This is a genomic window from Vagococcus sp. QWL-13 (assembly GCF_058683555.1).
Map to the genome: position 1 here is coordinate 2,410,001 of NZ_CM178746.1, position 25,840 is coordinate 2,435,840.

Below are 25,840 nucleotides of genomic sequence, written 5' to 3' on the forward strand. Positions count from 1 at the left end.
AGTTCTCTGCGTCTATCCCTTATGACCTATGTATTCAGTCATAAGTAGCATCCAATCAAAGATGCTGGGTTGCCCCATTCGGAAATCTCTGGCTCATAGCTTACGTACAGCTCCCCAAAGCTTATCGGAGTTAGTCCCGTCCTTCATCGACTTCTAGTGCCAAGGCATCCACCGTGCGCCCTTGTTCACTTAACCTTCATGCTAACCCTAGGGGTTAGTCTTTTGACTTCCGCTGATGAGCGATCATCAACTCCATCAATCCTTCTTTTTAGCGTTTGAACGTTGTTTTAAAACTCTTTTCAACGCGGTGTTCTCGGTTTGTTTCTTTGAATGTGTTTCTTATCCAGTTTTCAATGAACGAAGTTGACAACTGTCGTTGCCAATGGAGCCTAGCGGGATCGAACCGCTGGCCTCCTGCGTGCAAGGCAGGCGCTCTCCCAGCTGAGCTAAGGCCCCATAATAGAAAAAAATAAAGCTTTGAGAGTAGACCTCTCAAAACTGAACAATGTTTAAGACGTGTGTAGTTTCCGCAGCCAGAACAATGTCTGGCTCTTATTCCTTAGAAAGGAGGTGATCCAGCCGCACCTTCCGATACGGCTACCTTGTTACGACTTCACCCCAATCATCTATCCCACCTTAGGCGGCTGGCTCCCGAAGGTTACCTCACCGACTTTGGGTGTTACAAACTCTCGTGGTGTGACGGGCGGTGTGTACAAGGCCCGGGAACGTATTCACCGCGGCGTTCTGATCCGCGATTACTAGCGATTCCGGCTTCATGCAGGCGAGTTGCAGCCTGCAATCCGAACTGAGAACAGTTTTAAGAGATTAGCTAAACCTCGCGGTCTCGCAACTCATTGTACTGTCCATTGTAGCACGTGTGTAGCCCAGGTCATAAGGGGCATGATGATTTGACGTCATCCCCACCTTCCTCCGGTTTGTCACCGGCAGTCTCGCTAGAGTGCCCAACTGAATGATGGCAACTAACAATAAGGGTTGCGCTCGTTGCGGGACTTAACCCAACATCTCACGACACGAGCTGACGACAACCATGCACCACCTGTCTCTTTGTCCCCGAAGGGAAAGCTCTGTCTCCAGAGTGGTCAAAGGATGTCAAGACCTGGTAAGGTTCTTCGCGTTGCTTCGAATTAAACCACATGCTCCACCGCTTGTGCGGGCCCCCGTCAATTCCTTTGAGTTTCAGCCTTGCGGCCGTACTCCCCAGGCGGAGTGCTTAATGCGTTTACTGCAGCACTGAAGGGCGGAAACCCTCCAACACTTAGCACTCATCGTTTACGGCGTGGACTACCAGGGTATCTAATCCTGTTTGCTCCCCACGCTTTCGAGCCTCAGCGTCAGTTACAGACCAGAGAGTCGCCTTCGCCACTGGTGTTCCTCCATATATCTACGCATTTCACCGCTACACATGGAATTCCACTCTCCTCTTCTGCACTCAAGTTCCCCAGTTTCCAATGACCTTCCCCGGTTGAGCCGGGGGCTTTCACATCAGACTTAAGGAACCGCCTGCGCTCGCTTTACGCCCAATAAATCCGGACAACGCTTGCCACCTACGTATTACCGCGGCTGCTGGCACGTAGTTAGCCGTGGCTTTCTGGTTAGATACCGTCAGGGCGGGAATAGTTACCCTCCCGCTGATTCTTCTCTAACAACAGAGTTTTACGATCCGAAAACCTTCTTCACTCACGCGGCGTTGCTCGGTCAGACTTGCGTCCATTGCCGAAGATTCCCTACTGCTGCCTCCCGTAGGAGTCTGGGCCGTGTCTCAGTCCCAGTGTGGCCGATCACCCTCTCAGGTCGGCTATGCATCATGGCCTTGGTGAGCCCTTACCCCACCAACTAGCTAATGCAGCGCGGGTCTATCCATCAGTGACACCCGAAAGCGTCTTTCATCCGATGACCATGCGGTCACTGGAATTATGCGGTATTAGCACCTGTTTCCAAGTGTTATCCCCCTCTGATGGGCAAGTTACCCACGTGTTACTCACCCGTCCGCCACTCTTTTTCTTTCGATGGAGCAAGCTCCGGTGAAAGAAAAAGCGTTCGACTTGCATGTATTAGGCACGCCGCCAGCGTTCGTCCTGAGCCAGGATCAAACTCTCAATAAAAGTATGATTACATCTTGCGATGTTTAGCTCATTAAATATTTTGCTAGCGAATTGACTTCACTAAATTTAGTATGGTTTTACTAGAAGTAAAACCCCCTACACATTTGGTTCGTCTTATTCATTGTTCAGTTTTCAAAGGTCTACGTGACAGCTTCAAAAGCTGTCGGTTGCCTTGTTGGGACAACTTCTAAATATTAGCATCATTAGTTGAGTATGTCAACTATTTTTGTTAACTTTTTTAAAAGTTTTTTTGCACACTTTTTAACGAGACAACTTTTACAGTCTATCATGGCCTCGTTTGTTTGTCAAACTATTTTTTAAATAAAAAAAGCTTTTCAACACAAGACAAAATCGTCCTAGGGACTCTTATTACTATATCAAGTCCTGTGTTAAAAAGCAACTATTTTATTCATTTTACCTCATGGTCGGAAACAGCAAAACATCCCGGATAGAATGTGAATCCGTCAGGAGCATGACCAATCTGTCAATTCCGATTCCTAAACCGCCTGTTGGAGGCATGCCATATTCTAAAGCTTCGATAAAGTCTTCATCAATATCATTTGCTTCAACGTTTCCTAACTCTTTTTCTTTTACTTGGGCTTCAAAACGTTCCCGCTGATCAATGGGGTCATTTAGTTCCGTAAAGGCATTCCCGTACTCATGTCCAGCGATAAAGAATTCAAATCTGTCGGTAAAGCGGTCATCTTCTGCATTCTTTTTCGCTAAAGGCGAAATCGATACAGGGTGCCCGTAAACAAATGTAGGCTGAATCAAACGATCTTCAACAAATTCTTCAAAGAATTCACTGACGATATGACCAAAATCCATATGCTCTTCAATTTTCACATGATGTTTTTTCGCAAGCTGACGGGCTTGCTCATCTGTCATCGGCTGCCAAAAATCCACGCCAGTCACTTCTTTGACAGCATCTACCATGTGGACCCTTTTCCACGGTCCAGTTAAATCAATCGTATGCTCACCGTAAGTCACTTGCAAAGTCCCCAATACACTTTGGGCGACATGAGTCACGATGCCTTCCGTCAAATCCATCACATCGTTAAAATCAGCGTAAGCTGTATAAACTTCCAACATTGTAAACTCGGGATTATGGGTTGTATCGATGCCTTCATTTCGGAAAACCCGTCCGATTTCATAAACCTTCTCCATTCCACCGACGATAAGTCGTTTTAAATGAAGTTCCAAAGCAATCCGCAAATATAATTCAATATCCAAGGCATTATGATGGGTTGTAAAAGGTCGTGCTGCTGCCCCTCCTGCCATATTATGCAGTGTTGGGGTTTCAACTTCTAAATAGCCATTTTGATTGAGATAATTGCGAATTTCTGAAACGATTTTACTTCGAGTCACAAAATTATCAAAGCTGTCACGATTGCTGATTAAATCGAGATACCTTTGACGGTAACGCTGCTCTATATTGGTCAAGCCATGGTATTTATCCGGCAAGGGACGCAAGGCTTTCGTCAAAAATGTCAGCGATGAGGGTTTAACAGTCAATTCACCCGTGTTGGTTCTCATCACTTCTCCTGTTACACCTAAAAAGTCGCCCAAGTCCGCCTGTTTGAACAATTCATATTCTTCTTCGGACAAGGCATCCTTCCTCACATAAATTTGAATCTGGCCTTCCCGGTCCTGAAGGTGAGCAAAACCGACTTTTCCTTTGCCCCGCTTGGTCATCATTCTCCCTGCGATTGTAGCTGTCACATTTTTATCAGCAATTTCTTCCTTAGTCAAGTCTCCATAAGTATCATGAAGCTCTTTTGAATTGTGGGTTCGTTCGAAACGTCCGCCAAATGGATCTAGCCCAGATTCTGTCAACTTTTTTAACTTGTCTCTTCTTACAAGCAGCTGATCATTCATTTCCTGTTGCTCTGTCAACTGATTTCTCCTCCATCTCATTTATTCATACTCTATAATGACACACCAAATCAAAGAAAGGCAAGGTAATTTTTTATTTTCCTTACATTCGTTTCAATGCAATTGCTTCCGCCTGTTCAGCAAAATCTTCTAATATCTCGATCATCTTATCAGGATCCGTGGTTTGGTTAACAGCCACCTTGGCTTTAGCCGAACGGGGAATTCCCTTCAAATAGTAGGCAGCATGTTGGCGGAACTCTCTTGTTGCCAATTCCGCACCTTTTAATTGTACCAATCTTTCAAAATGAACCCTTGCGGTCGTGATTTTTTCTCTCGGACCCGGCTCAGGCAAAAGTTCTCCCGTCCGCAAATAATGTTCTGTCCGATAAATCATCCACGGGTTGCCTAAAGCCGCCCGGCCAATCATCACGCCTTCACATCCCACTTCTTCCAGCATCCGTTTGGCATCTTCCGGTGTACGGACATCACCATTTCCCATCAGCGGAACAGATAACGCATCATTAACTTGGCGTAAAATATCCCAGTTTGCTTTGCCCTCATACATCTGAACCCGAGTTCTTCCATGCATGGCAATAGCACTGGCGCCGGCTTTTTCCGCTGCAAGAGCATTTTCAACGGCAAAGAGATGTGCCTCATCCCAGCCAATCCGCATCTTGACAGTCACCGGAAGTTTTACCGCTGAAGAAACTGCCTCCACCATCTCATAAACTTTATCCGGATCAAGCAGCCACCTGGCTCCGGCCTCGGCTTTGATAACTTTGTTCACAGGACACCCCATGTTGATATCAATAATATCTGCTGAAGTATTTGCCTCAACAAATTGTGCTGCTTCCACCAACGTTTCCTTCTGACCGCCAAATACTTGGATACTGATGGGATGTTCTCCTTCTTCGATATGGAGCATCTCCAAAGTTTTTTTATTCTTAAAATGAATGCCTTTGTCGCTAATCATCTCACAGACGACCAGACCCGCACCGAACTCTTTCACCGTTAAACGAAAAGCGCTGTTACTGATGCCAGCCATCGGTGCCACTACCACACGGTTGGAAATTTCTACATCTCCTATTTTCCACACGGCTGACTCCCCCTTAGTTTGAATTTTCCGTTTCTTGAATCAACTTTTGCAAATCTTCTTCATTAAAGTAATATTTATTGCCGCAAAAATGACAAGAGGTTTCTGCTCCGTGATCTTCTTCAAGCATTGCCAACAATTCTGCTTTGCCTAACGCAAGCAATCCGGCAGAAAAACGTTCTTTCGAACAATCACATTTAAATTGAACGGGCAAAGTATCTAAAATCTGAAGATTTTCTTTTCCCAGTAAATACTCCAGCATTTGTTCAGGCTTTTCCCCCTGCTCAATCAACGACGAAATCGCCGACATTGCTCCTAACCGTTTTTCTATTTCCTCAATAGTTTCTTCTTCCGCTCCCGGCATCACTTGAATCATAAATCCGCCGGCTGCTTTCACAGTGTGATCCCGGTTGACCAGCACGCTTAAACCTACAGCAGAAGGAACTTGCTCAGAGTTTGCTAAATAATAAGTAAAATCTTCTGCTACTTCCCCTGAGACTAGCGGGACTTGCCCGATAAAAGGCTCTTTCATCCCTAAATCTTTAATGACGGACAGACTCCCGTTTGTTCCTACTACTCCGCGAACGTCGATTTTCCCCTGTTCATTCTGAGGAAGACTGAGGTTGGGATTATCAATATATCCTTTGACCTCTCCTCGACCGTTGCTGTCTACCATGATCGTGCCGCCGGGACCGTCTCCCTTGATTTTTACCGTCAGGCGGTCATCGCCTTTCAATGTAGCTCCAAGCAGCAAACTTCCTACCATGGTTCGGCCTAACGCTGCCGTCGAGCTGTTGGCAGAATCATGGCGGCGCTGTGCTTCGGAAATCGTTTCAGTGGCTACTACTGCGTAAGCTCTTATTTCCCCATTAAAAGCCAAAGCTTTGACTAAATAATCCTTCATTTTTTGTCACCCTCTTCTTCTTCTTTGACAACAAAAGTGGGTCGCATACCGCAACCCACTTCCTATCATAACTTATTCGTTATCATTTTCCGTACTGCTTTGCTCACTCTCTGGATGATGCACTTCATATTCTGCTTGTTTTTGAGCTTCTTTCTTTTCTAAAGCTTTTTTTGCTTCTTCAAAAGATCTTGCTTTTTCACTTGGAAATTCATCATCACCATTGGAAGGCATTTCCCCTGTTTCAAATAAAGATTTGATTTGACGGGCATCCAGCGTTTCGTATTCCAAAAGCATTCTAGCGATCAATTCATGTTTTTCACGGTTTTCTTCGATAATTTCCCGTGCCTTCGCATGAGCACGGTTCAGTATATCCCGGACTTCTTCATCGATTTCAAATGCGATTTGTTCAGAGTAAGCTTTTGTCTGACCATAATCACGTCCGATGAATACTTGATGGTTCCCCTCATATTGAACAGTTCCCAGACGGTCACTCATCCCATACTCGGTTACCATGCTTCGCGCCAATCCAGTAGCTTGTTCAAAGTCGTTGCTTGCCCCAGTGGATTTCACACCGAAGAATACTTCCTCAGCTGTACGTCCGCCAAGGAGACCGACGATTTGCTCGAACATTTCTTCCTTGGTCATCAAGAAACGATCCTCTTTCGGCAAGGCGATCATATAACCGCCGGCACGTCCCCGAGGCACGATCGTTACTTTGTGAACCGTTCTGGCATCACTCAAGACTAAGCCGACAATCGTATGTCCTGCTTCATGATAAGCTACCAGTTCCCGTTCTTTCTTGCTGATAACACGGTCTTTCTTAGCCGGTCCAGCGATGACGCGATCCTGTGCTTCATCAATATCTGAAGCGTCGATTTTTTTCTTGTTCCGTCTGGCCGCTACTAATGCCGCTTCATTCAAGACGTTTTCTAAATCAGCACCAGCAAAACCTGGTGTCTGCTGCGCCACGACTTTCAAATCCACGTCAGCTGCCAACGGTTTGTTTTTAGCATGAACTTTAAGTATTGCTTCACGTCCCCGTACATCGGGCCGTCCTACTAAAATCTGACGGTCGAAACGACCGGGTCTCAGCAATGCCGGATCTAAAACATCTGAACGGTTAGTCGCTGCGATAACGATGATGCCTTCATTTCCGCTGAAACCATCCATCTCAACTAGCAACTGATTCAGTGTTTGTTCCCGCTCGTCATGTCCGCCGCCCATACCTGCGCCACGTTGACGACCAACAGCATCAATCTCGTCGATAAAGATAATTGACGGTGCGTTTTTCTTAGCATTTTCAAACAAATCACGTACACGACTGGCTCCCACACCTACGAACATTTCCACAAATTCAGAACCTGAAATTGAATAAAACGGAACGCCGGCTTCACCTGCAACTGCTTTTGCAAGGAGAGTTTTACCAGTCCCCGGTGGTCCTTCCAGAAGAACACCGGCCGGTATCCTTGCACCTAGCTCCACAAAACGGCGCGGATCTTTCAAAAATTCCACAACTTCGACTAATTCCTGTTTTTCTTCTTCCGCTCCTGCCACATCTGAAAAGCGGACTTTAGCTGCTTTTTTATCAGCTTCCTTGGCTTTGGACTTGCCGAAATTCATCACACCCCGGCCACCGCCGCCTTGCTGCCCCTGTCCCATCATCATGTAAACCATGAAGACCAAGAAAATGATAGGTACAACACTAATAAGAAAAGTCAATAACATACCATTATTGCTTTGTTCATGGATTTTTACTTGCGTTCCGTTTTCTTTAGCTATCTTGGTAACGTCTGAAATCGACGTATCATTCGATAAAACAGTAGTCGTAAAACGATCTGTTTCTAAATTCGATTCGCCAAGAATCCTCATGCCCTGATCTTCAACTTTTTGCTTTTCAGTGTATACACCATTGATAATGTATGCACCGTTTCCAGGTTTGATATCCATTTCTTTGATTTTTCCGTCAGACAGTTTTTCACTGAACACGGAATAAGGGATTTCTGTTCCTGTATTCTTATCATCATTAAAGAACCACATGACTAGCAATCCGACAGCTAGCAAAAGCACGATGTAATACAGCGAACCTTTTGGTCTGCCACCCTTTTTCTGATTCATATAGAGCCTCCCTCTAATTTTTCACTCATCACTCTATTATTTTAACACAAATTCAAAAAATCGTTAGCATTATGCTTCGTATATTTCAGGCTTTAATACACCGACGAAAGGCAAGTGCCGATAATTCTCTTTGTAATCTAAGCCAAACCCTACCACAAACTCATTTGGTATCTTAAAACCGTAATAATCCGGCTCTATTTCAACGACTCTGCCTTCCGGTTTGTCTAGTAATGTGACGATTTTTACTGAGTTTGCCTGACGATATTTAAACAGCTCCACTAAATATTTCAACGTCTGCCCGCTGTCAACGATATCTTCAACAATCAGCACGTCCCTGCCGGCCACATTTGTATCTAAATCTTTGATTATTTTAACTTCTCCCGACGAAACTAAAGCTTCGCCGTAACTGGAAACGTCCATAAAATCCATTTCCAATTGTGTGTCGATGGCTCTGACTAAATCGGCCATAAAGGGCACAGCACCTTTTAAAACACCTACAACCAGCGGAGTTTTTCCAAGGTAATCTTCATTTATTTTTTTTCCTAGTTCTCTTGTTTTAGCTTCGATTTCTTCTTTATTAACTAGTACTTCCTTGATATCTTTTTTCAACATCTACTTCTCCTTCTAAACCATCTGTTGTTTTGTAATAAATCAACCTGTAAGGTATTTTATCAGTTTCACTAGGAATACTCAAATAACTTTTTCTAAAACCGACGATCCAAAGAATATCGCCATTGCCGTCTGCGACCAGAGGTATCTTCCCCCTAGTGTGTGCCGGAATTTTTTCATCGATAAAATAGCGCGATACTTTTTTGCTTTGACCAGATTTGTTAAAAATAAACCGGTCCCCCTCTTGAATACTCCGAACGAAGATGGGCAAGCGGTCTGCAGAAATGTCGATTTGGTCTAATACTGATAAATCATCTCCAGCTTCTGTTTTTTTTCTCAACAGCAAAAAACGGTTGTCAGCCACTTTTACTGGGTGGTTTAATACCAATGTCTGGGTTTCTATTTTCTGCGGCACTTCTTGTGTCAAAATCAACCGGTCGTAGCTCTTGATGACCATCCAGCCACCAGACAAATGCAATTCTTTGCTTTCCGGTTTAATAATCATCTCTAGCAGATTTTGGATTTGGTTAAAATGGACGTCAACACCGTGGTCCACCACATGCTCCTCTAAAAATTTCACCAGCAGATGATAGCGGACAGCTTCACTTTCCTTCAATAATAAAGGAAGGTCCATCGTCGCCATCCCGTCTTGAGAAAAAACTAGTGTCTCATACTTAGGTGCGAGATACTCCTCCACAAGGTCAGTATTATAAGCCAATTGTGTGACTAAATTGTGAATTTGCCGCAAATAATTAGTGTTTTCTTGTCTGAAAAACGGAATCATCTGCCGGCGGATCCGGTTTCTTAAATAAGCATCAGAGAAATTACTCTCATCCTGCCAATAGACTAATTGTTTTTCTTTGGCGTACGCTTCCATGTCCTCTCGGGAAAAACGCAGCAAGGGACGGACGATTTTATGTTTTTGCCGATAACTGATTTCTCTAATCCCCACTAAATTTTTCAGTAACGTACCGCGGATCAGTTTTATCATGATGGTCTCCGTCTGATCGTCCCCATGATGGGCAGTGACCAGCACATCAAATCCCTGAGCGGACATGAGACGAAAGAAAAAAGCATAACGGGCTTCCCGTGCCCGGGCTTCTATATTATGCCGGCTTGCTGATGAAGTTAACCATTTTTCTGAAAAAAAAGGAATCCCTGCTTTTTGGCAATACTTTTTTAATTCTGTTTCCTCTGTATCTGATACGGAGCGCAGCCGGTGATTAAAATGAGCCACAGCAAATAAAGGCTGCATGGTTTCCGGCAGTCTTCTAAATAAATCCAGCAACACCATTGAATCCAATCCGCCAGACACAGCCAACAGCACTTCTGACTCTTTCCCCCAAAACTTACGCCGGTTTATGTCTTGTATGAAGCTTTCCAACATTTTTTTATCACATCCTTCGACTGCCTGTACAAAAAAGAAAAAAGGATAAGTCTCCTTATCCCTAAACTATTTTCTCATTAATTACGACGTCCTCCGCGTCCTCCGCGTTTACCTTCTGTGTTACGTTTTAAGGACAATAAACGATCTTCACTTTCTTTCATGAAATCACTCATCAGATCATCAAAACTTTGCTTCTTTTGCGAAGATTGCACGGTCGGCTTGCGATATTCTTTCCGAGGCGCACGAGGGCGTTCCTCACGTTTCGGTGCAGCGTCATCTTGCAAGCGTCTGATGGACAACCCTATCTTTCCATCGTCGCCGACACTCATCACTTTGACTTCTACAGTATCACCTACTGTGAGCACATCGTTGATGTCTTTGACATAACTATTGGACACTTCGCTGATGTGTACCAATCCAGTTTTACCTTCCCCTAAATCAATAAACGCTCCAAAATGCGTGATGCCCGACACCTTACCCGATAGCTTCCCGCCTACTTCAATTGACATAAAAAAAATGTTCCTCCTTCAATTCTCTACCTTAATATATTTATATTTTTTAATTATCAGTTGCTGATTTTGTTTCCTGATTCCCCTGATCCAGCTTCGGAATATTATAGACTGTCTCACCGTCACGAGAATAGTAAAATTTTTGACGGGCCAGCTTGGCCAAATATTCATCATCATTCAATAAGTCCACTTCTTCGCTGAGTGCAGCTTTTTGCTCCAACAGTGCATCCCGTTCTGTGATTGAAACAGTATACTCCTCTTCCAAGCGTCGCATCTGCTGAACGTTACGGAAAATATTTACGCCCAAAAAAGAAATCATCACTGCTGTCACAATAAACACCACTGCCAGACGACGTCTTCTGTAGACAATCTTTTTTTGCATCGCGCTGAACTTGCGGCGTTGTTCTTTAGTATAATGAGTGTCTATTTCTGACACATTGTTCGTTCTTTGCTGATCCGTTTTATTTTCCATCTAATTAAATACCCCGCTCTAACAGTTATGACTTAGACCCATTATAACAACAAGCGTTGCTCTTGTCTAATCTAAATTCCATCATTCTGCTGTTGTTTCCCGAATCACTTCATACATCTTGGCAGCATCTTCTTTTTTCGTTGATTCATGCAGTGCCAGGACCTCCACTACTAACGTTTTATTGCCGAACAATATGGACAACTGATCCCCTACCGCTACTTTGCTGGAGGATTTTGCAACTTGACCGTTGATAGTGATACGACCTTTATCGGCAACTTCTTTTGCAACGGTACGTCTCTTGATTAAACGCGAGACCTTTAAAAATTTATCCAATCTCATTGATTTCACCTTCTTTAACTTAAAATCAGCAAATTTATTGCCAAAGGGCAGCATTTTCCATTCATCTCGGTCAAAAAGCCCGGTAACGATGATACTGAAAAGGAAAACCGCAAGACCTGTCAAGGCTCCTGAAAGGGAAAACAATAAGTTTATCCCGCGAGAATCATTTCCAAACGTCAGTAAATGCCAGAACCGGCGATAAATCTGAATGCTTATACACATCATACTTAAGGCAAACAATAATTGCCACAAATATCCGCTTTTTTTACTGACTTCCTTATAATACAAAGACCGGTATAGCAATCCAAACGTCAAGGACAGACCAATTAATGTAGAAAGACTTGCCCCAACCGTGCCCAAAAGATAGGTCAAGGGAAAACTGAGTATCCCTTTCCCCAGCCCCCCGAAAAAAAAGGCTGTCAGTAAAAGTCTATAGGAGTGACTCGTCTGCCCGATGATTTGAAGCACTTGAATCACGCTGAGAAGAAAAACTACTCCCATAAATAAACTGATGGCGATATTTTCTTTTCCATCGCCAAACAGTCCACGGTTCAATTCCGGCAAGAGCATACTCAAACCGACCGTCGCGGCACTGCCGATGACTACTACCACTTTCATCAAACGCCGAAAAGTTGTCTGATAACTCACGGTGTCCTTCTTTTCACGGAGCAAAGTCAACCGGGGCAAATGGGAGGTCGCAAAGGCCGAACTAATCACAAGACCAACTTGCGCCAAAGGTTGCCCCCGGTCATAGGCCCCTTTGATCGTTTTTGCTAAAGTTTCTTCCATCCCGCCAGACACTAGTCCATTTTTCAAGACAAAGGAATCCACCAGTTGAAAAAGAACCAGCAATGCACTATAAGCACAAATGATTCCCCCTTCAACAAGAAACCTGCGGAAGAGATCAGCAGGCAGCCTTTTTTTCTCACTCCTTGAAGAAAGCCAGTCATGAATCCCTGTGGATTTTCCGTAGAAAAATAAAATAATCACGGCTGCACCTGCACCAAATAAAGCACCAGAAGAGGCCAGCACACCTGTCTGATAAATTCCCAGCAGTCCCTTTTGAAATAAGACGGCAGAAAGAATAATGATTGCAACACGAACTACTTGCTCTAAAAGCTGAGAAAAAGCTGTGGGTTCCAGCTTCAATTCCCCTTGAAAAAAACCGCGGTAGACCGCAAGAGGCGGAACAAATAAAAATAAAACTGCGGAAACTTTAATCAAGGGAGCCAGTTGCGAATCTCCCATCAAATAAGCCAGTAAACTTGAACCAAAGAAAAATACGGTGAACAGCAGCACTGACAACAACAGAACATACTGCTGAACCCGATGTAAAACCGCCTGTTTTTTTTCGTAAGTCTGCTGCTCGGCAATCACCTTTGATATAAACATGGGCAAACCGTTCAAAGATAATGTCAAGGCAATCCCATATATAGGGTAGACTTGCTGAAAGATGTAAAATCCTTCGTCCCCCACGATGTTTTGGAACGGGACACGATAAACAGCACTGAGTATTTTTACGATTAGAGAAGTAGCTGCCAAAAAATAAGTCCCTCGTATCAACATTTGATGATTATTTTTCGACATTTGAACACCCCATCTGCTCAAGCACTTAATTGTTCCCTTACTCTCTGCTCCCGTATGGCTTCTACAAAGTTTCCTACCTCATGGAGAATCTGCTCCACCGGCATATTTTTCGGAATCATCAATGTGATTGCCATCTTTCCATCTTCTAACCCCATATCAGATTTCAAATGGGTGGCACTTAATGCTTTGAATAGTTGCTCAATTGAATATGCCTTGGTCCCCGCTTTACTTAAAAGCAGTTTTACTTGCCTGTTATCCCGGCGGATAGATTCAAGCAACGCACGATCTCCATTCATCTTCAAACGGCCGACTTCCAGCAGATACGCAACTTCTTGCGGGAATTCACCAAAACGGTCCAGCAAATCCCCTTCCAGCTCATCGTACATTTCGCGATTTTCCAACTGGCGCACACGTTTGTAGATTTCTATTTTCTGACGTTCGTCCTGTATATAGTCTGTCGGCAAATACGCGTCAATGCCAAAATCAATTTCAACAGAAGTTTTGAACTCTGATGGTTCTTTCCCCTGTTTTCGGGCGACAGCTTCTGACAACATTTGAGAATACATATCAAATCCAACTGAATCGATAAAGCCGTGCTGTTGCGCACCGAGAAGATTTCCGGCACCTCTGATTGACAAGTCCCGCATGGCGATTTTAAAACCGGAACCTAACTCAGTAAAATCTTTGATGGCCTGCAATCTTTTTTCACTTACCTCACTCAAAATCTTCTGAGGAGCATACATGAAATAAGCGTAAGCCACCCGGTTGCTCCGCCCGACTCTTCCCCGCAGCTGATAAAGTTGTGACAATCCCATGTGGTCCGCATTTTCAACAAACAACGTATTGACATTGGGGATGTCCACACCAGTTTCTATAATCGTCGTGGTCACCAAGACATCGTAGGCACCGCTGATGAAATCCATCAGTACATTTTCCAGCTGAATTTCAGACATTTGCCCGTGAGCGAAAGCCATTCTGGCATTTGGCACCAAATCTTGCAGCTCCATCACTTTTTGGTCGATGGTATCCACCCGGTTATGCAAGTAAAAAACTTGTCCCCCGCGGGCAATTTCCCGTTCGATACCGTCACGAATCGCTCCGGCATTCTCCTCCATCACATAAGTTTGAACAGGATACCTGTTAGAAGGCGGCGTCTCGATGACAGATAAATCACGGACACCCAGCATAGACATGTGCAGCGTCCGCGGAATGGGGGTCGCTGTCAAAGTCAAAACATCCACATCTTTACGTAGCTGTTTTAAACGTTCTTTATGTTTCACACCAAACCGCTGCTCTTCATCGATAATCAGCAGTCCCAAATCTTGAAAAACCACATCCTGAGACAAAATACGGTGTGTGCCGACTACCAAGTCCACTTGACCTTTGCGAATGGCTTCCAATGTTTCAGTTTGTTGTTTTTTCGTCCTGAAACGACTCAACAAATCCACAGAAACAGGATACTCGCGAAAACGGTCTAGCATAGTCTCGTAATGCTGTTGAGCCAGCACTGTCGTCGGCACCAAAAAAGCTACTTGTTTGCTGTCTTTGATTGCCTTGAAAGCTGCTCTGAGAGCAACTTCCGTCTTCCCGTAACCTGCATCACCTACTAAAAGACGATCCATGGGTTTTTCTTTTTCCATGTCCCGTTTGATTTCTTGTACGCTACGCAACTGATCTTCCGTTTCCGAATAAGGAAAGGCATCTTCAAATTCTTTTTGATAACTGTCATCAGGAGAAAAAGCGTAACCTTTTTCCGCCTCGCGGGCAGCATACAGCTGAATCAAATCGTCAGCGATGTCTTCTATCTTCCCTGAGACCCTTTTTTTCGTCTTAGTCCACTCACTGCCGCCAAGCTTATTGATTCTAGGGGTTTTTGATTCGGATGCAACATATTTTTGAATCAAATTTAGTTGCGTCACCGGAATAAATAATTTGTCATTATTCTGGTAAAGGATGGTCATGTAGTCTTGATGCACACCATCCATCTCCAAGGTTTCCATACCAATGTACTTGCCGATCCCATGATTGACGTGGACGACATAGTCTCCGGGTTTCAACTCATTATAACTTTTTAACCGCTCCGCATTGGAAAGGGTCTGAGTTCTGGCACGTTTTCGTTTGGTGGTTTGCAGCAGCTCTTTTTCAGTCACTACGACCAGTTTTTCTTCAACCAGTTCAAAACCGTTCTGCAATGTTCCTAAACGGATCTGGGTTTTCCCTGCTAATAATTCGCCTTCATACTGGCTCACTACCGCCACGTGATAATCTTCCAGCATCTCGGACATTTTACGGCCTTTTTCTTCATCAGAAACCAGCAAAACAACAGTTTCTTTCTTTTTATGCCAGCTGGCGATTTCTTCTTTCAGCAAAGGTATCTGCCCGAAAAATTGCTGCATCGAGCGGCATTGAAAATGATATATTTTTTGAAACTTTAAATTTCCCATCCCCTTTTGAAAAAGAGAAAAAAAGGATTGAGACAAAGGTGTTTCCTTAACGATGGTACGGATATCCCGCCCAAATTTTTGCTCCGGAACCATTCGCAGTTCTTGCAGCTTCAATGTGACCCACTCGGCTTCTTCCAGCAGCAGTTCTCTTTCCACTTCAAGAACTCGGGCGTAATCATCTATAATGATGACGTCTTGTTCTGTCAGATAGGATTGGATACCAAGTTTTTCTTGGTAGACTAAATCCAAATAATAACGTACCTCTTCGGTGGGATTTCCCTGCTCCCATTCGTCTGCCAGCTGGTGAAAGTAAGTTTCTATCAGCTCCCGGTCCGTTTCATCCTTGATACCGCCCACGTAAGAGGACAATGCCTGCCTTAATTTAAGAGCTCCTTGTACCAAATCTTCTTTAGAAGGCAGGATGTCTGTAGCAGGTGTCAAAATAAAAGACTCAATATTTTGGATGGAACGCTGTGTTTCCACATCAAAAGTTCTTAGAGAATCTACTTCGTCATCAAACAAATCAATACGGTAAGGGTACTCGCTGGTCAGAGGATAGACATCGATGATGCCCCCGCGGACACTGAATTCACCCGGTTTGCCGATCATCGTTTCTCTCTTATAACCCATCAATACTAAATCACTTAGAAAACTCTCAATATTTATAATACTGCCGATTGCAATTTCCTTTTCATAGGACCGCCAAGTTTCAGGTGCCGGCAAATATTTACGATAGCCTGCTGTCGGAACCAGCAAGATACCTGTACGATTGCTTGCCAAAAAAGACAACGCCGCAATCTTATCTGCCATGGCTTCCGGGGAAGAAAAACTCATTTCCACCGATGTTGCTTCGTCAACAGGAAAGCTGAAAATTTCCTCATCTGGTACCACATTGCGCAAATCTTCAAGCAAATGGTTCATTTGATACAAATTCGGGACGACGATGACCAACTTGTTGCCTTTTGAATGATATAAACTTGCCATCGCCAACATTTTCGCTGAATTCGTCAATCCCACCACCAACTGATGAGAATTGTTTTCTGTTCCCTTTATCCATGATTGAATTTTTTCTGTTTGTAACATTTTCTCCACAAAAACCATTATCTTCACCTAAATCTTTCCGTTAAAGCGGCTCATCGTTTTAACAAAATCATTTTCTTTTATCCAGTCTTCACAGGCGTCTGCCGCTGTCTTTACTGAAAGAAGCATTTCTTCGTGAGCTTCTTTTGGAAAAGGGCTCAACACGTGACTTACCACATCTTGCCCCGGAAAAGGGCGGTCTATACCAACACGGATTCGATTGAAATTTTGAGTCCCAAAATGCTGGATCAGACTTTTAATCCCGTTATGACCTCCCGCACCGCCTTTTTGTCGCAGCCGGATTTTTCCGACTGGCAAGTCCATGTCATCATAAATTACTAACACATCTTCTAAGGGCACTTGATAGTAATCCATCAACGGACGAACTGAACGACCCGTTAAATTCATAAAAGTTTGAGGTTTGACCAGCAATATCTTCTCTCCAGCAGAAAAAAACTCTGAGATTTCTGCTTCAAACTGGTGTTTTTTCCATGTGGTATTTTCGCGAAATGATAATTCGTCTACGGTGATAAAGCCGATATTATGTTTTGTTGCCATATATTTTCTGCCCGGATTGCCCAAGCCTACGATTAATTTCATTTATTTCCCTTTCGTCTTCCGTTCATTTAAAAAACAAGTTAAACAACACAAAATAGCCGAGCAACTTGCATTGCCCAGTCCTATCTGTTAGTATAACATAGATTATGGGAAAAAATATTAAAAAAGATTATATATTGCTTTTTTTAAGCGTAAAGGATTCACTTTTATTTCAATTATGTTACAATATGCTTAAATTTTATTAAACGGGGGACAAAATGAATAAGAAAACCATTTTGCTGGCTGTCGCCGGTCTTTTGATTGCGATACTCGCATTTGTTTATATTAAACAATATTCTTTTTACAAAAGTCATTTCTTGCCAAAAACAGTTGCCAATGGCATAAATATCAGTGATATGACCGCTGAACAAGCAAATGCTAAATTAGTGGAAAAAGCAGAGCAAAATCAGGTTGTGATTACAGACAATGGTGCCGTCTGGAAGGAAATCTCAACTAAAGAAGCAGGCGTGCAGTACAATTATCTGAAAGAGCTAAAAAATCTACTGAAAAAACAATCCCGCGGGACTTGGTTTTTAGCAACTTTTTCAAATAAAAAAAGCACTTTGGAAAGTACTGCGATTGATGATGAGGCTTTGAAAGTAACTATTGATAGTCTGACACAGGAACTGGAAGCTTTCAATAATGAACGTACACCGACCAAGAATGCTTCGATCGAGAAAACTGACAACGGCTTCGAAATCGTTCCTGAAGTTCAAGGGAATGCTTTTGATGTGAATAAAGTAATCACAGACTTTGAAAAAATACTTCGTCAAGGGAAACCAACCCTTGAGTTGGAAAATTATACGAAAGTGCCGACAGTCAAGAGCGATAACGCTGAATTGAAAAGCAATTTAGAAGCTGTGCAAAAAATAGCCCATCAAAGCGTTGCCTATGTCATCAACGGTCAAAGAATCGAAGTGCCGATAAATACAGTCGCCTCTTGGATCAATTATGACAGCGAAACCCAAGACATCGGACTTAATGATGAGAATATGCGCAATTTTGTGGCTGAACTAGGCAACCAATATAACACCAGTACTAATGCTTCTGCTTTCAATAGTACCCGCAGAGGACAAGTTTCTGTCCCGGCCGGTACATACAGCTGGACGATTTCCACCGATCAGGAGACAGAAGCCTTAAAAGAAGATTTTCTGGCAGGAGACGGCGTAGAACGTTCTCCAGCCTATCAAGGAAGTGCTTCACCGGGATCGGCATTGATTGGCAATACTTATGTTGAAATAGATTTGCAAAATCAGCACATGTACTATTATGAAGCAGGCGCTCTGAAACTGGAAACTGACATTGTCACTGGAAAACCTTCAACCCCTACTCCGACAGGTGTCTTTTATGTCTGGAACAAATCTCAGAACGAAACGTTGAGAGGCACCAATGATGACGGAAGCAAATACGCTGAACCTGTCAGCTACTGGATGCCGATTGACTGGACCGGTGTTGGTATCCACGATTCCCCGTGGCAGCCGGCTTACGGCGGACAATTATGGCAATCGATCGGATCCCACGGTTGTATCAATACACCGCCCGGAGTGATGCCTCAATTTTATTCAATGGTTGGCGTTGGAACTCCTGTAATTGTATTTTAAAACAAGATTATTTTTCAAAAGCAGGTCGCACATCAAAAAGATGTGACAGACCTGCTTTTTTTATTTTTGCAAATCATTCTCCTTCTTTTACCAACTAAATTTTCTCTCATATTTTTAATTTTCACCCTCTTATTATCCCCAAAAATCTGTTGATAACTGACTTGTTTTCATGAAAATATCATTGTGAAAACACTCAACCTCATAGACTACACCTTTTATCCACATTGTGAATAAAACACCAATACTTGTGTTTTAAAATAAATTAAACACAATATATGGTGTGTTTGAGTTGACTTTTTTTCTATAGACAGTATACTATTAATTATCAAAAAGTTTTTGGAGGTAAGCAGCAATGAACAAAATTACTCTTTATACAAAAAATAATTGTCCCCAATGCAAGATGACAAAAAGATTCTTGAATGACAAACATCTTTCCTATAATGAGATCAATATAGATGCCCAACCGCAATACATTGACTGGTTGAAGGAACAAGGTCACCGTACGGTCCCTGTCTTAACTACTGAAAGCTTAGGCACAATCGTAGGTTTCCGTCCGGATAAATTGCGTACGCTGGCAGTCTAATATGAAAATCGTATACTTTTCCTTAACAGGACAAACCAGACGTTTTGTTAAAAAGCTGGGACTTCCTGCTTACGAAATAAATTCAGGAAACCCTTTTTATGAATTAAATGAACCTTACATTTTAGTCGTTCCTACTTATGATGCTGACGTAACAGAGGTAGTGAACGATTTTATTGAGTACGAAACCAATCGGGAAAATCTTTTGGGAGTGGCTGGCGGAGGCAATCGCAATTTTGCTGACCTTTTTATTTTTACCGCTAAACATATCGCCCGGGATTACAATATTCCGTTGCTTTTCGAATTCGAATTTAATGGTACGAAAGAAGATGTGGAAAATTTTAGGAAAGTAGTGAATAACATTGAGTCTGAAAGAGTTAAATGATGTGTCTTATTTTAAATTGAATAATGAGATTAATCGTCCCGTCGACGGGCAAATCCCTCTGCATAAAGACAAAGAAGCTTTAAATGCCTTTTTTAAGGAAAATGTGGAACCAAACACAATGACGTTCCCCACAGTGGAGGAAAAAATCAATTATCTGATTGAACAGGATTACCTTGAAGAAGCCTTTATCCAGAAATATTCCATGACATTTATTTCATCTTTGTTTGAATATTTGAAGGGCCAAAAATTTACTTTCAAATCCTTCATGGCTGCTTATAAATTTTATTCCCAATACGCATTAAAGAACAATGAAGGAACTCTTTATCTGGAAAGTTTCGAAGACCGTGTGGCATTCAATGCTTTATACTTTGCTGACGGAGATGAAAAATTAGCCATGAAACTGGCGGAGGAAATGATTAACCAACGTTATCAGCCTGCCACTCCCTCTTTCCTAAATGCCGGCCGCAAACGCCGGGGAGAATTAGTTTCTTGTTTCCTTTTGCAAGTGACTGATGATATGAACAGTATCGGACGCTCCATCAATAGTGCTTTGCAGCTTTCCCGAATCGGAGGAGGCGTGGGAATTTCTTTATCCAACTTGCGTGAAGCCGGTGCACCAATCAAAGGCTACGAAGGCGCAGCCAGCGGTGTCGTTCCTGTAATGAAACTGTTTGAAGACAGCTTTAGTTACAGCAATCAGCTGGGACAACGCCAAGGTGCAGGAGTAGTGTATCTTGACGTATTCCATCCCGATATCGAAATGTTCCTGTCCACCAAGAAAGAAAATGCCGATGAAAAAATCCGCGTGAAGACTCTTTCCTTAGGTTTGACGATTCCGGACAAATTTTATGAACTGGCACGCAACAACGAGGACATGTACCTGTTCAGCCCTTACAGTGTGGAAAGAGAATACGGCATGCCCTTCTCCTATCTTGATATCACCGAAAAGTATGACGAACTAGTAGCCAATCCAAAGATTCGCAAAACTAAGATTCGTGCCCGTGATTTAGAAAATGAAATCAGCAAGTTGCAGCAAGAATCAGGCTATCCATATATCATCAACATTGATGAAGCTAACCGGCAGAACCCGATCGACGGCAAGATTATCATGAGTAATTTGTGCTCGGAAATTCTTCAAGTCCAAACGCCTTCTGTTATCAACGACCGACAAGAGTATGAAGTCCTCGGCACAGATATCAGTTGTAATTTAGGTTCAACGAATATTCCCAACTTGATGACCAGTCCTGATTTCGGCGAATCTGTCCGTGCCATGACGCGAGCTTTGACCTATATCACAGACTCATCTGAGATTGATGTGGTGCCTTCTATCCAAAACGGCAACTCATTAAACCATACGATTGGTTTGGGTGCCATGGGTCTGCACACATTTTTCGCTAAACATCAAATGGCTTACGGTTCAGCGGAGTCCATCGAATTTACAGACGTCTATTTCAGTTTGCTGAATTATTGGACATTGGTAGAAAGCAATCTGATTGCGAAAGAACGGGGAGTTAGTTTCAGTAATTTTGAAAATTCTGCTTATGCAGACGGCACTTATTTCGACCGTTACATTGACCAGCCAGTAACACCTCATTCTGAGAAAATCAAAGAAATTTTTAAGGGCATTTTCATTCCCTCTGCGGAAGATTGGTCCGCCTTGCGCGATAACATCCAGGCAGACGGTCTATACCATCAAAACCGATTGGCGGTTGCGCCAAATGGCTCGATTTCCTATATCAATGACACCAGTGCAAGTATCCATCCGATCACTCGGCTGATTGAGGAACGTCAAGAAAAGAAAATCGGAAAAATCTATTACCCAGCTCCGAATTTAAGTAATGAAACACTGCCTTACTACACCTCTGCGTATGACATGGATATGCGTCAAGTGATAGATGTTTATGCAGCTGCACAAAAGCATGTGGATCAAGGCATGAGCTTAACTCTCTTCATGCGCTCTGAGATTCCAGAAGGTTTATACGAGTGGAAAACAGAGACCAGCAAACAAACCACACGTGATTTGACCATATTGCGTCATTATGCCTTCAATCAAGGGATAAAATCTATTTATTACGTGCGGACGTTTACAGAAGATGAAGAGGAAATCGGCAGCAATCAATGTGAAAGCTGTGTTATTTAAGAAGGGAGCTTGAAACAAAGTGAGCACGAATAAAACCTATTATGAAGCGATAAACTGGAACGCTGTTGAAGATATGATCGATAAATCCACTTGGGAAAAGCTGACAGAACAATTTTGGCTGGATACCCGTATTCCCCTGTCTAATGATTTAGATGACTGGCGCACACTTTCCGAGTTGGAAAAAACAACGGTGGGTTATGTTTTTGGCGGATTGACCTTGCTGGACACTGTACAATCTGAAAGTGGGATAGAAGCAATCCGACGCGACTGCCGAACCCCCCATGAAGAAGCAGTACTGAATAATATCCAATTTATGGAATCTGTCCATGCGAAAAGTTATTCTTCTATCTTCAGCACGCTAAACACAAAAGCTGAGATTGATGATATTTTCGAATGGACCAACACCAATGAATTTTTGCAAAAGAAAGCTAAAATCATCAATGAGATTTACTTAAACGGCACAGCATTGGAGAAAAAAGTAGCCAGTGTTTTATTGGAAACATTTTTGTTCTATTCCGGTTTTTACACCCCGCTATATTATTTGGGAAATAACAAACTGGCAAACGTGGCAGAAATCATCAAGCTGATTATCCGTGATGAGTCTGTCCACGGCACCTACATCGGTTACAAATTCCAGTTGGGCTATAATGAACTTTCTGAGGAAGAACAGCAAGCAATGGAAGACTGGGTTTACAATTTGATGTATGACCTCTATGAGAATGAGGAACACTACACAGAGTTATTGTACGATGAGCTGGGATGGACGGAGGAAGTGAAGGTCTTCCTGCGCTATAATGCGAATAAAGCGCTGATGAACTTAGGATTCGACCCTCTGTTTCCAGATACTGCAAATGACGTGAACCCGATTGTGATGAACGGTATCTCTACCGGTACAAGCAACCACGACTTTTTCTCTCAAGTGGGAAATGGTTACCTTCTGGGAACCGTTGAAGCTATGTCCGATGATGATTACTTGATTGGTATTAAATAATCCAACAAAAAAAGCAGTACATCCTAAACGTTAACCTTTTTTCGGAGCAGAAGATTCTGCTCCGATTTTTTATTTCCCGCCAGTCAAAAAAATCACTAATTTTGTTTTTTGTGATATCTATGAAGTTAAGATAAATCCCTTTTAAAATTTCAGCGTAAACCAGCAAATAAGTATTAATTTTTCTAGTTGTTTATAAAAAAACATTTGCGTCAGTCTTCTCACTAACATATATCGTTATTATACAAGAAGGCAGCTGGCATGCTATAATGTTCGTATAGTATTTCTCCGATACTTTGACAATAAGTCTCTGTAAGAGGCAAGTAAATAACCATTGTTTGCAGTCTCGTCCACCAGATTAAAGAGTCTGTTGCGAATTTCATCAGCTCGTTGATTTTACCTGCTGCTATTGATGATATACATAGAAGAAATAAGATGGTGCAAAGGGAATGTTAACCGAAACTGGCATGAATAATTTGGTAAATCAGGGTTGAATTAAAATAGGGAGGGTAATAAAAATGGCGGTAAAAGATTTTCTTGGTTTTTTTAGGACACCTAAAGCAGATGAAAAACTTGATGTTGATTATTTGGTGTTTTTTGATGTCCAGCGTCCGGATATCAAAAAATATGAAAAATTAAAGGTTTTAGGAGACTGGGTTCCCTACGGTGACACAGGTTACAGAATCTGGTGTGCTTTACCGAAAGAAAAATTTGAGGAAATGATTGTTGAAGAGACCGGTATTTCTGCTGAAAAATTCACCGTCATACGTGGGGCAGAATTTGCAGGGATGTAATTTTTAAGATAATTTATATCGTACTATTAAAATGAAAACAGGGGAAAATTATCCTATTAGTTTTGATGCAACAAGGTATCATATAACAAAACAAATTAAATAAACAGCACCTTTGGTTGTGTTCATTCACTTGAATTCAACCAAAGGGGCTATTTTTTTACTCAAAGCTATTAAAGAAGAATATGCCAATGCACTGAAACAGATTTAAATTTTTTATGATTTTTTTAACTTTTCATTCAGCTTTTTATAAACATTTTCTCGAAACCACCACTCCGTTGAAGCAGCAACCGCATCATCTAGAGCAAACCATTTCACTCCGCTATTTTCATCCGGTTTAACAAACAAAGATGCCTTTTCATCTGCCTCTATCAAATAAGTCAGATTCAAATGCAAGTGGGAAGACACATAGTTTCCATGTTTCATATGGCCGTCCACTGTCAATACTTCAAGAGAAAAAATATCTTCAGATACTGGTTGATTTTGTTGAAGTCCGCTCTCTTCACTGACTTCCCGCAGGGCAACTTTCAACAGATTTTCTTCCCCGTCTGCATGTCCCCCCAGCCATGACCATGAATCATAGAGATTATGGTAGGCCATCAAAACTTTGTCTCTGTTTTGATTGACTACCCAAGCAGAAGCGGTCATATGTGCCAGCAGATTTTCCCTTAAAAAAATATTAGGGTATCGTTCAAGGCAGGATATGATTAAACGTTTATCTCCCGCTTCCTGCTCATTGAAAGGGACATAATTATTGAGCTGCTCTTTCAGGCTCACAGTAACAACCTCTTTTCCGTAATTAGTTTAATTGTGAACCAGTCCGTCATCACATGATGAGCCTTTCTCACATTTTTTTGACTAGGCAGCCAAGTTTTTGCCAGTCCTGTTCGAGCGTACTTTCTAAAGTCGAATTATAAAAAACAGCAGCAGGATGAAACAAAGGGAAAATCAGAAATGTTGCTTCACTATATTCATAGCCTGTTTTCTCCTGATTTAACTGCAAAATTTTGCTTTCCATAATTTCTCCGCGGACATCAGTAATCTTGTACTTTCCTCCCAGAAGCCTCTTCAGTCCGATGTTGCCCATAGGTACAAGAATTTTAGGCCGGATAGACTGTATTTCATAATCCAGCAGCGGTGCATGGGCCAATACCTCTTGTTGGGTCGGAGCACGATTAGGACGGGTTTCTTTTAAAGTACCCGTCTTTTTATCCATTGACATCAGGATTTTATAGGGACGGCTTCTAACAGCACTGGTGATATAAATATCATCTCTTTTCAATCCGGCTGATTGGAGCCAGCTATCCAATTTTTTCCCCGAACGGCCGGTAAAAGGAATTTTTGTTTGTACCTCAACTTTTCCGGGTGCTTCGCCCACCAGCATCACTTTAGCATGAGTCGAACCGCGACCAGATAAAAATCCCGTCAGAGCCATGCCTTGGGACCTTTCTAAAACTTCATCTACTAATTTTTTAGGGTATTCCATCTTGCTCACCTGTAAAGTTTATTGGCTCCTTGTTCACACAATGGTCAACACATCGTCCAGACGGGTAATATGATACGTAGGCGTAATCTCATGGTTGCCCTCTGCCTGCTTTTCTGTATACCAGCATGTGTCGATCCCCGCCTGATTGCCTCCTTTGATATCAGCAGACAGTGAGTCCCCCATCATCAGAACTTTAGACGTATCTTTTTCTTCGATGCGGTCAAACACATGTTGAAAAAATTCTTTTGCCGGCTTTTGATAGCCCACTTCTTCAGAAATAAACAACTGATTGAAATAATGTCCTATCTTGGCTTTTTTGATTCTCCGGTATTGTGTCACCGCCACGCCATTAGTCACCATATGAAGATGAATCTTTTTTTCTTTCAATCTGTCTAAAGTTTTCAGCGCCTTGGGCATAAAGAATATCTTTTCTGATAAATGATGCCTGAATCTTTGATCCATCTCATGACCGTCCACTTTTTTTCCGCACAGTTGAAAAATATAAACAAAGCGTTCTGACAAGACGTGCTCACGCTGATAAATCCCTTTTTCCAATCCTTCCCAAAGTTCTTTGTTTTTTTCATGGTAATGTTGGAAAAGTTCCTGCTGCCACGGAACATTTTCTTCTTCAAATATTTTTTTCAGCGCATATTCTTCCGCCTGATCAAAACTCAATATTGTATTGTCCAAATCCATTAAGACTGTAGAATAATTCATCGATTAGCTCCTTGATTA

Annotated in this window: 20 protein-coding genes, 1 tRNA gene and 2 rRNA genes (1 of these 23 only partly in view); 6 read left to right on the forward strand and 17 right to left on the reverse strand. The window is 42.5% G+C overall.

The features are described from left to right. From AC4PHI_RS11410 to pth, 14 genes are all read right to left on the reverse strand, one after another. Positions 1 to 195: ribosomal RNA gene (locus tag AC4PHI_RS11410) — 23S ribosomal RNA — on the reverse strand; it reaches 2,717 nt to the left of the window's first position. A 188-nt stretch (positions 196 to 383) separates the two neighbouring features. Beyond that, positions 384 to 456: transfer RNA gene (locus tag AC4PHI_RS11415), tRNA-Ala, on the reverse strand. Between the two features lie 107 nt (positions 457 to 563). Then, positions 564 to 2,123: ribosomal RNA gene (locus AC4PHI_RS11420) — 16S ribosomal RNA — on the reverse strand. Together the 16S and 23S rRNA genes with 1 tRNA gene alongside form the textbook arrangement of a ribosomal RNA operon. Before the next feature lie 414 nt (positions 2,124 to 2,537). Continuing rightward, positions 2,538 to 4,040 (reverse strand): lysine--tRNA ligase, encoded by a 1,503-nt coding sequence (gene lysS / locus AC4PHI_RS11425; RefSeq protein ID WP_492199963.1) that lies wholly within the window; start codon positions 4,038 to 4,040, stop codon positions 2,538 to 2,540. Positions 4,041 to 4,101: 61 nt separating this feature from the next. Continuing rightward, positions 4,102 to 5,043 (reverse strand): tRNA dihydrouridine synthase DusB, encoded by a 942-nt coding sequence (dusB, locus tag AC4PHI_RS11430; protein WP_492201590.1) that lies wholly within the window; start codon positions 5,041 to 5,043, stop codon positions 4,102 to 4,104. Between the two features lie 64 nt (positions 5,044 to 5,107). Further along, complete coding sequence (hslO, locus tag AC4PHI_RS11435; protein ID WP_492199964.1) at positions 5,108 to 5,995, reverse strand: Hsp33 family molecular chaperone HslO; 888 nt, start codon at positions 5,993 to 5,995, stop codon at positions 5,108 to 5,110. Between the two features lie 72 nt (positions 5,996 to 6,067). Then, the gene (ftsH, locus tag AC4PHI_RS11440; protein WP_492199965.1) at positions 6,068 to 8,110 is read right to left on the reverse strand and encodes an ATP-dependent zinc metalloprotease FtsH; all 2,043 of its coding nucleotides are present in this window, start codon (positions 8,108 to 8,110) and stop codon (positions 6,068 to 6,070) included. A gap of 69 nt (positions 8,111 to 8,179) precedes the next feature. Next, positions 8,180 to 8,722, reverse strand: coding sequence for a hypoxanthine phosphoribosyltransferase (hpt, locus tag AC4PHI_RS11445; RefSeq protein WP_492199966.1), 543 nt, complete (start codon positions 8,720 to 8,722; stop codon positions 8,180 to 8,182). Continuing rightward, a complete protein-coding gene (tilS, locus tag AC4PHI_RS11450) occupies positions 8,688 to 10,106 on the reverse strand; it encodes a tRNA lysidine(34) synthetase TilS (protein WP_492199967.1) in 1,419 nt (472 codons plus the stop codon). The genes hpt and tilS overlap by 35 nt, the downstream gene beginning before the upstream one ends. 77 nt (positions 10,107 to 10,183) lie before the next feature. Beyond that, positions 10,184 to 10,615, reverse strand: a complete 432-nt coding sequence (locus tag AC4PHI_RS11455) for a S1 domain-containing RNA-binding protein (protein ID WP_492199968.1) — start codon at positions 10,613 to 10,615, stop codon at positions 10,184 to 10,186. 49 nt (positions 10,616 to 10,664) lie between these two features. After that, a complete protein-coding gene (locus AC4PHI_RS11460; protein ID WP_492199969.1) occupies positions 10,665 to 11,087 on the reverse strand; it encodes an FtsB family cell division protein in 423 nt (140 codons plus the stop codon). Between the two features lie 81 nt (positions 11,088 to 11,168). Next, on the reverse strand, positions 11,169 to 13,013 hold the full coding sequence (locus tag AC4PHI_RS11465) for an oligosaccharide flippase family protein (protein WP_492199970.1): 1,845 nt from the start codon (positions 13,011 to 13,013) through the stop codon (positions 11,169 to 11,171). 17 nt (positions 13,014 to 13,030) lie between these two features. Next, the gene (gene mfd / locus AC4PHI_RS11470) at positions 13,031 to 16,558 is read right to left on the reverse strand and encodes a transcription-repair coupling factor (RefSeq protein WP_492201591.1); all 3,528 of its coding nucleotides are present in this window, start codon (positions 16,556 to 16,558) and stop codon (positions 13,031 to 13,033) included. A gap of 9 nt (positions 16,559 to 16,567) precedes the next feature. After that, the gene (pth, locus tag AC4PHI_RS11475; protein ID WP_492199971.1) at positions 16,568 to 17,137 is read right to left on the reverse strand and encodes an aminoacyl-tRNA hydrolase; all 570 of its coding nucleotides are present in this window, start codon (positions 17,135 to 17,137) and stop codon (positions 16,568 to 16,570) included. 215 nt (positions 17,138 to 17,352) lie between these two features. Here pth and AC4PHI_RS11480 point away from each other — a divergent pair, with 215 nt between their 5' ends. From AC4PHI_RS11480 to AC4PHI_RS11505, 6 genes are all read left to right on the forward strand, one after another. Continuing rightward, positions 17,353 to 18,735, forward strand: a complete 1,383-nt coding sequence (locus AC4PHI_RS11480) for a L,D-transpeptidase family protein (protein WP_492199972.1) — start codon at positions 17,353 to 17,355, stop codon at positions 18,733 to 18,735. 352 nt (positions 18,736 to 19,087) lie between these two features. Beyond that, positions 19,088 to 19,318: a glutaredoxin-like protein NrdH gene (gene nrdH, locus AC4PHI_RS11485; RefSeq protein WP_492199973.1), complete on the forward strand. Its 231-nt coding sequence runs from the start codon at positions 19,088 to 19,090 to the stop codon at positions 19,316 to 19,318. A 1-nt stretch (position 19,319) separates the two neighbouring features. Beyond that, positions 19,320 to 19,700 (forward strand): class Ib ribonucleoside-diphosphate reductase assembly flavoprotein NrdI, encoded by a 381-nt coding sequence (gene nrdI, locus AC4PHI_RS11490; protein ID WP_492199974.1) that lies wholly within the window; start codon positions 19,320 to 19,322, stop codon positions 19,698 to 19,700. Further along, positions 19,678 to 21,840: a class 1b ribonucleoside-diphosphate reductase subunit alpha gene (gene nrdE / locus AC4PHI_RS11495; protein ID WP_492199975.1), complete on the forward strand. Its 2,163-nt coding sequence runs from the start codon at positions 19,678 to 19,680 to the stop codon at positions 21,838 to 21,840. The genes nrdI and nrdE overlap by 23 nt, the downstream gene beginning before the upstream one ends. 19 nt (positions 21,841 to 21,859) lie before the next feature. Further along, positions 21,860 to 22,831: a class 1b ribonucleoside-diphosphate reductase subunit beta gene (gene nrdF, locus AC4PHI_RS11500; RefSeq protein WP_492199976.1), complete on the forward strand. Its 972-nt coding sequence runs from the start codon at positions 21,860 to 21,862 to the stop codon at positions 22,829 to 22,831. Positions 22,832 to 23,346: 515 nt separating this feature from the next. Then, on the forward strand, positions 23,347 to 23,622 hold the full coding sequence (locus AC4PHI_RS11505; RefSeq protein WP_492199977.1) for a hypothetical protein: 276 nt from the start codon (positions 23,347 to 23,349) through the stop codon (positions 23,620 to 23,622). 213 nt (positions 23,623 to 23,835) lie between these two features. On the opposite strand, the gene AC4PHI_RS11510 is transcribed toward AC4PHI_RS11505, so the two are convergent. From AC4PHI_RS11510 to AC4PHI_RS11520, 3 genes are all read right to left on the reverse strand, one after another. Continuing rightward, complete coding sequence (locus tag AC4PHI_RS11510; protein ID WP_492199978.1) at positions 23,836 to 24,396, reverse strand: NUDIX hydrolase; 561 nt, start codon at positions 24,394 to 24,396, stop codon at positions 23,836 to 23,838. A 67-nt stretch (positions 24,397 to 24,463) separates the two neighbouring features. Next, complete coding sequence (locus AC4PHI_RS11515; RefSeq protein ID WP_492199979.1) at positions 24,464 to 25,105, reverse strand: uracil-DNA glycosylase; 642 nt, start codon at positions 25,103 to 25,105, stop codon at positions 24,464 to 24,466. Between the two features lie 33 nt (positions 25,106 to 25,138). Beyond that, positions 25,139 to 25,822 (reverse strand): YjjG family noncanonical pyrimidine nucleotidase, encoded by a 684-nt coding sequence (locus AC4PHI_RS11520; protein WP_492199980.1) that lies wholly within the window; start codon positions 25,820 to 25,822, stop codon positions 25,139 to 25,141. Between the last annotated feature and the right edge of the window lie 18 nt (positions 25,823 to 25,840).

Coding starts and splice junctions, on each gene's coding strand:
- lysS (WP_492199963.1), bottom strand. CDS start 4,040: ATGAGATGGAGGAGAAATCAGTTGACAGAGCAACAGGAAATGAATGAT.
- dusB (WP_492201590.1), bottom strand. CDS start 5,043: ATGGCTGGCATCAGTAACAGCGCTTTTCGTTTAACGGTGAAAGAGTTC.
- hslO (WP_492199964.1), bottom strand. CDS start 5,995: ATGAAGGATTATTTAGTCAAAGCTTTGGCTTTTAATGGGGAAATAAGA.
- ftsH (WP_492199965.1), bottom strand. CDS start 8,110: ATGAATCAGAAAAAGGGTGGCAGACCAAAAGGTTCGCTGTATTACATC.
- hpt (WP_492199966.1), bottom strand. CDS start 8,722: ATGTTGAAAAAAGATATCAAGGAAGTACTAGTTAATAAAGAAGAAATC.
- tilS (WP_492199967.1), bottom strand. CDS start 10,106: ATGTTGGAAAGCTTCATACAAGACATAAACCGGCGTAAGTTTTGGGGG.
- AC4PHI_RS11455 (WP_492199968.1), bottom strand. CDS start 10,615: ATGTCAATTGAAGTAGGCGGGAAGCTATCGGGTAAGGTGTCGGGCATC.
- AC4PHI_RS11460 (WP_492199969.1), bottom strand. CDS start 11,087: ATGGAAAATAAAACGGATCAGCAAAGAACGAACAATGTGTCAGAAATA.
- AC4PHI_RS11465 (WP_492199970.1), bottom strand. CDS start 13,013: ATGTCGAAAAATAATCATCAAATGTTGATACGAGGGACTTATTTTTTG.
- mfd (WP_492201591.1), bottom strand. CDS start 16,558: ATGGTTTTTGTGGAGAAAATGTTACAAACAGAAAAAATTCAATCATGG.
- pth (WP_492199971.1), bottom strand. CDS start 17,137: ATGAAATTAATCGTAGGCTTGGGCAATCCGGGCAGAAAATATATGGCA.
- AC4PHI_RS11480 (WP_492199972.1), top strand. CDS start 17,353: ATGAATAAGAAAACCATTTTGCTGGCTGTCGCCGGTCTTTTGATTGCG.
- nrdH (WP_492199973.1), top strand. CDS start 19,088: ATGAACAAAATTACTCTTTATACAAAAAATAATTGTCCCCAATGCAAG.
- nrdI (WP_492199974.1), top strand. CDS start 19,320: ATGAAAATCGTATACTTTTCCTTAACAGGACAAACCAGACGTTTTGTT.
- AC4PHI_RS11505 (WP_492199977.1), top strand. CDS start 23,347: ATGGCGGTAAAAGATTTTCTTGGTTTTTTTAGGACACCTAAAGCAGAT.
- AC4PHI_RS11515 (WP_492199979.1), bottom strand. CDS start 25,105: ATGGAATACCCTAAAAAATTAGTAGATGAAGTTTTAGAAAGGTCCCAA.
- AC4PHI_RS11520 (WP_492199980.1), bottom strand. CDS start 25,822: ATGAATTATTCTACAGTCTTAATGGATTTGGACAATACAATATTGAGT.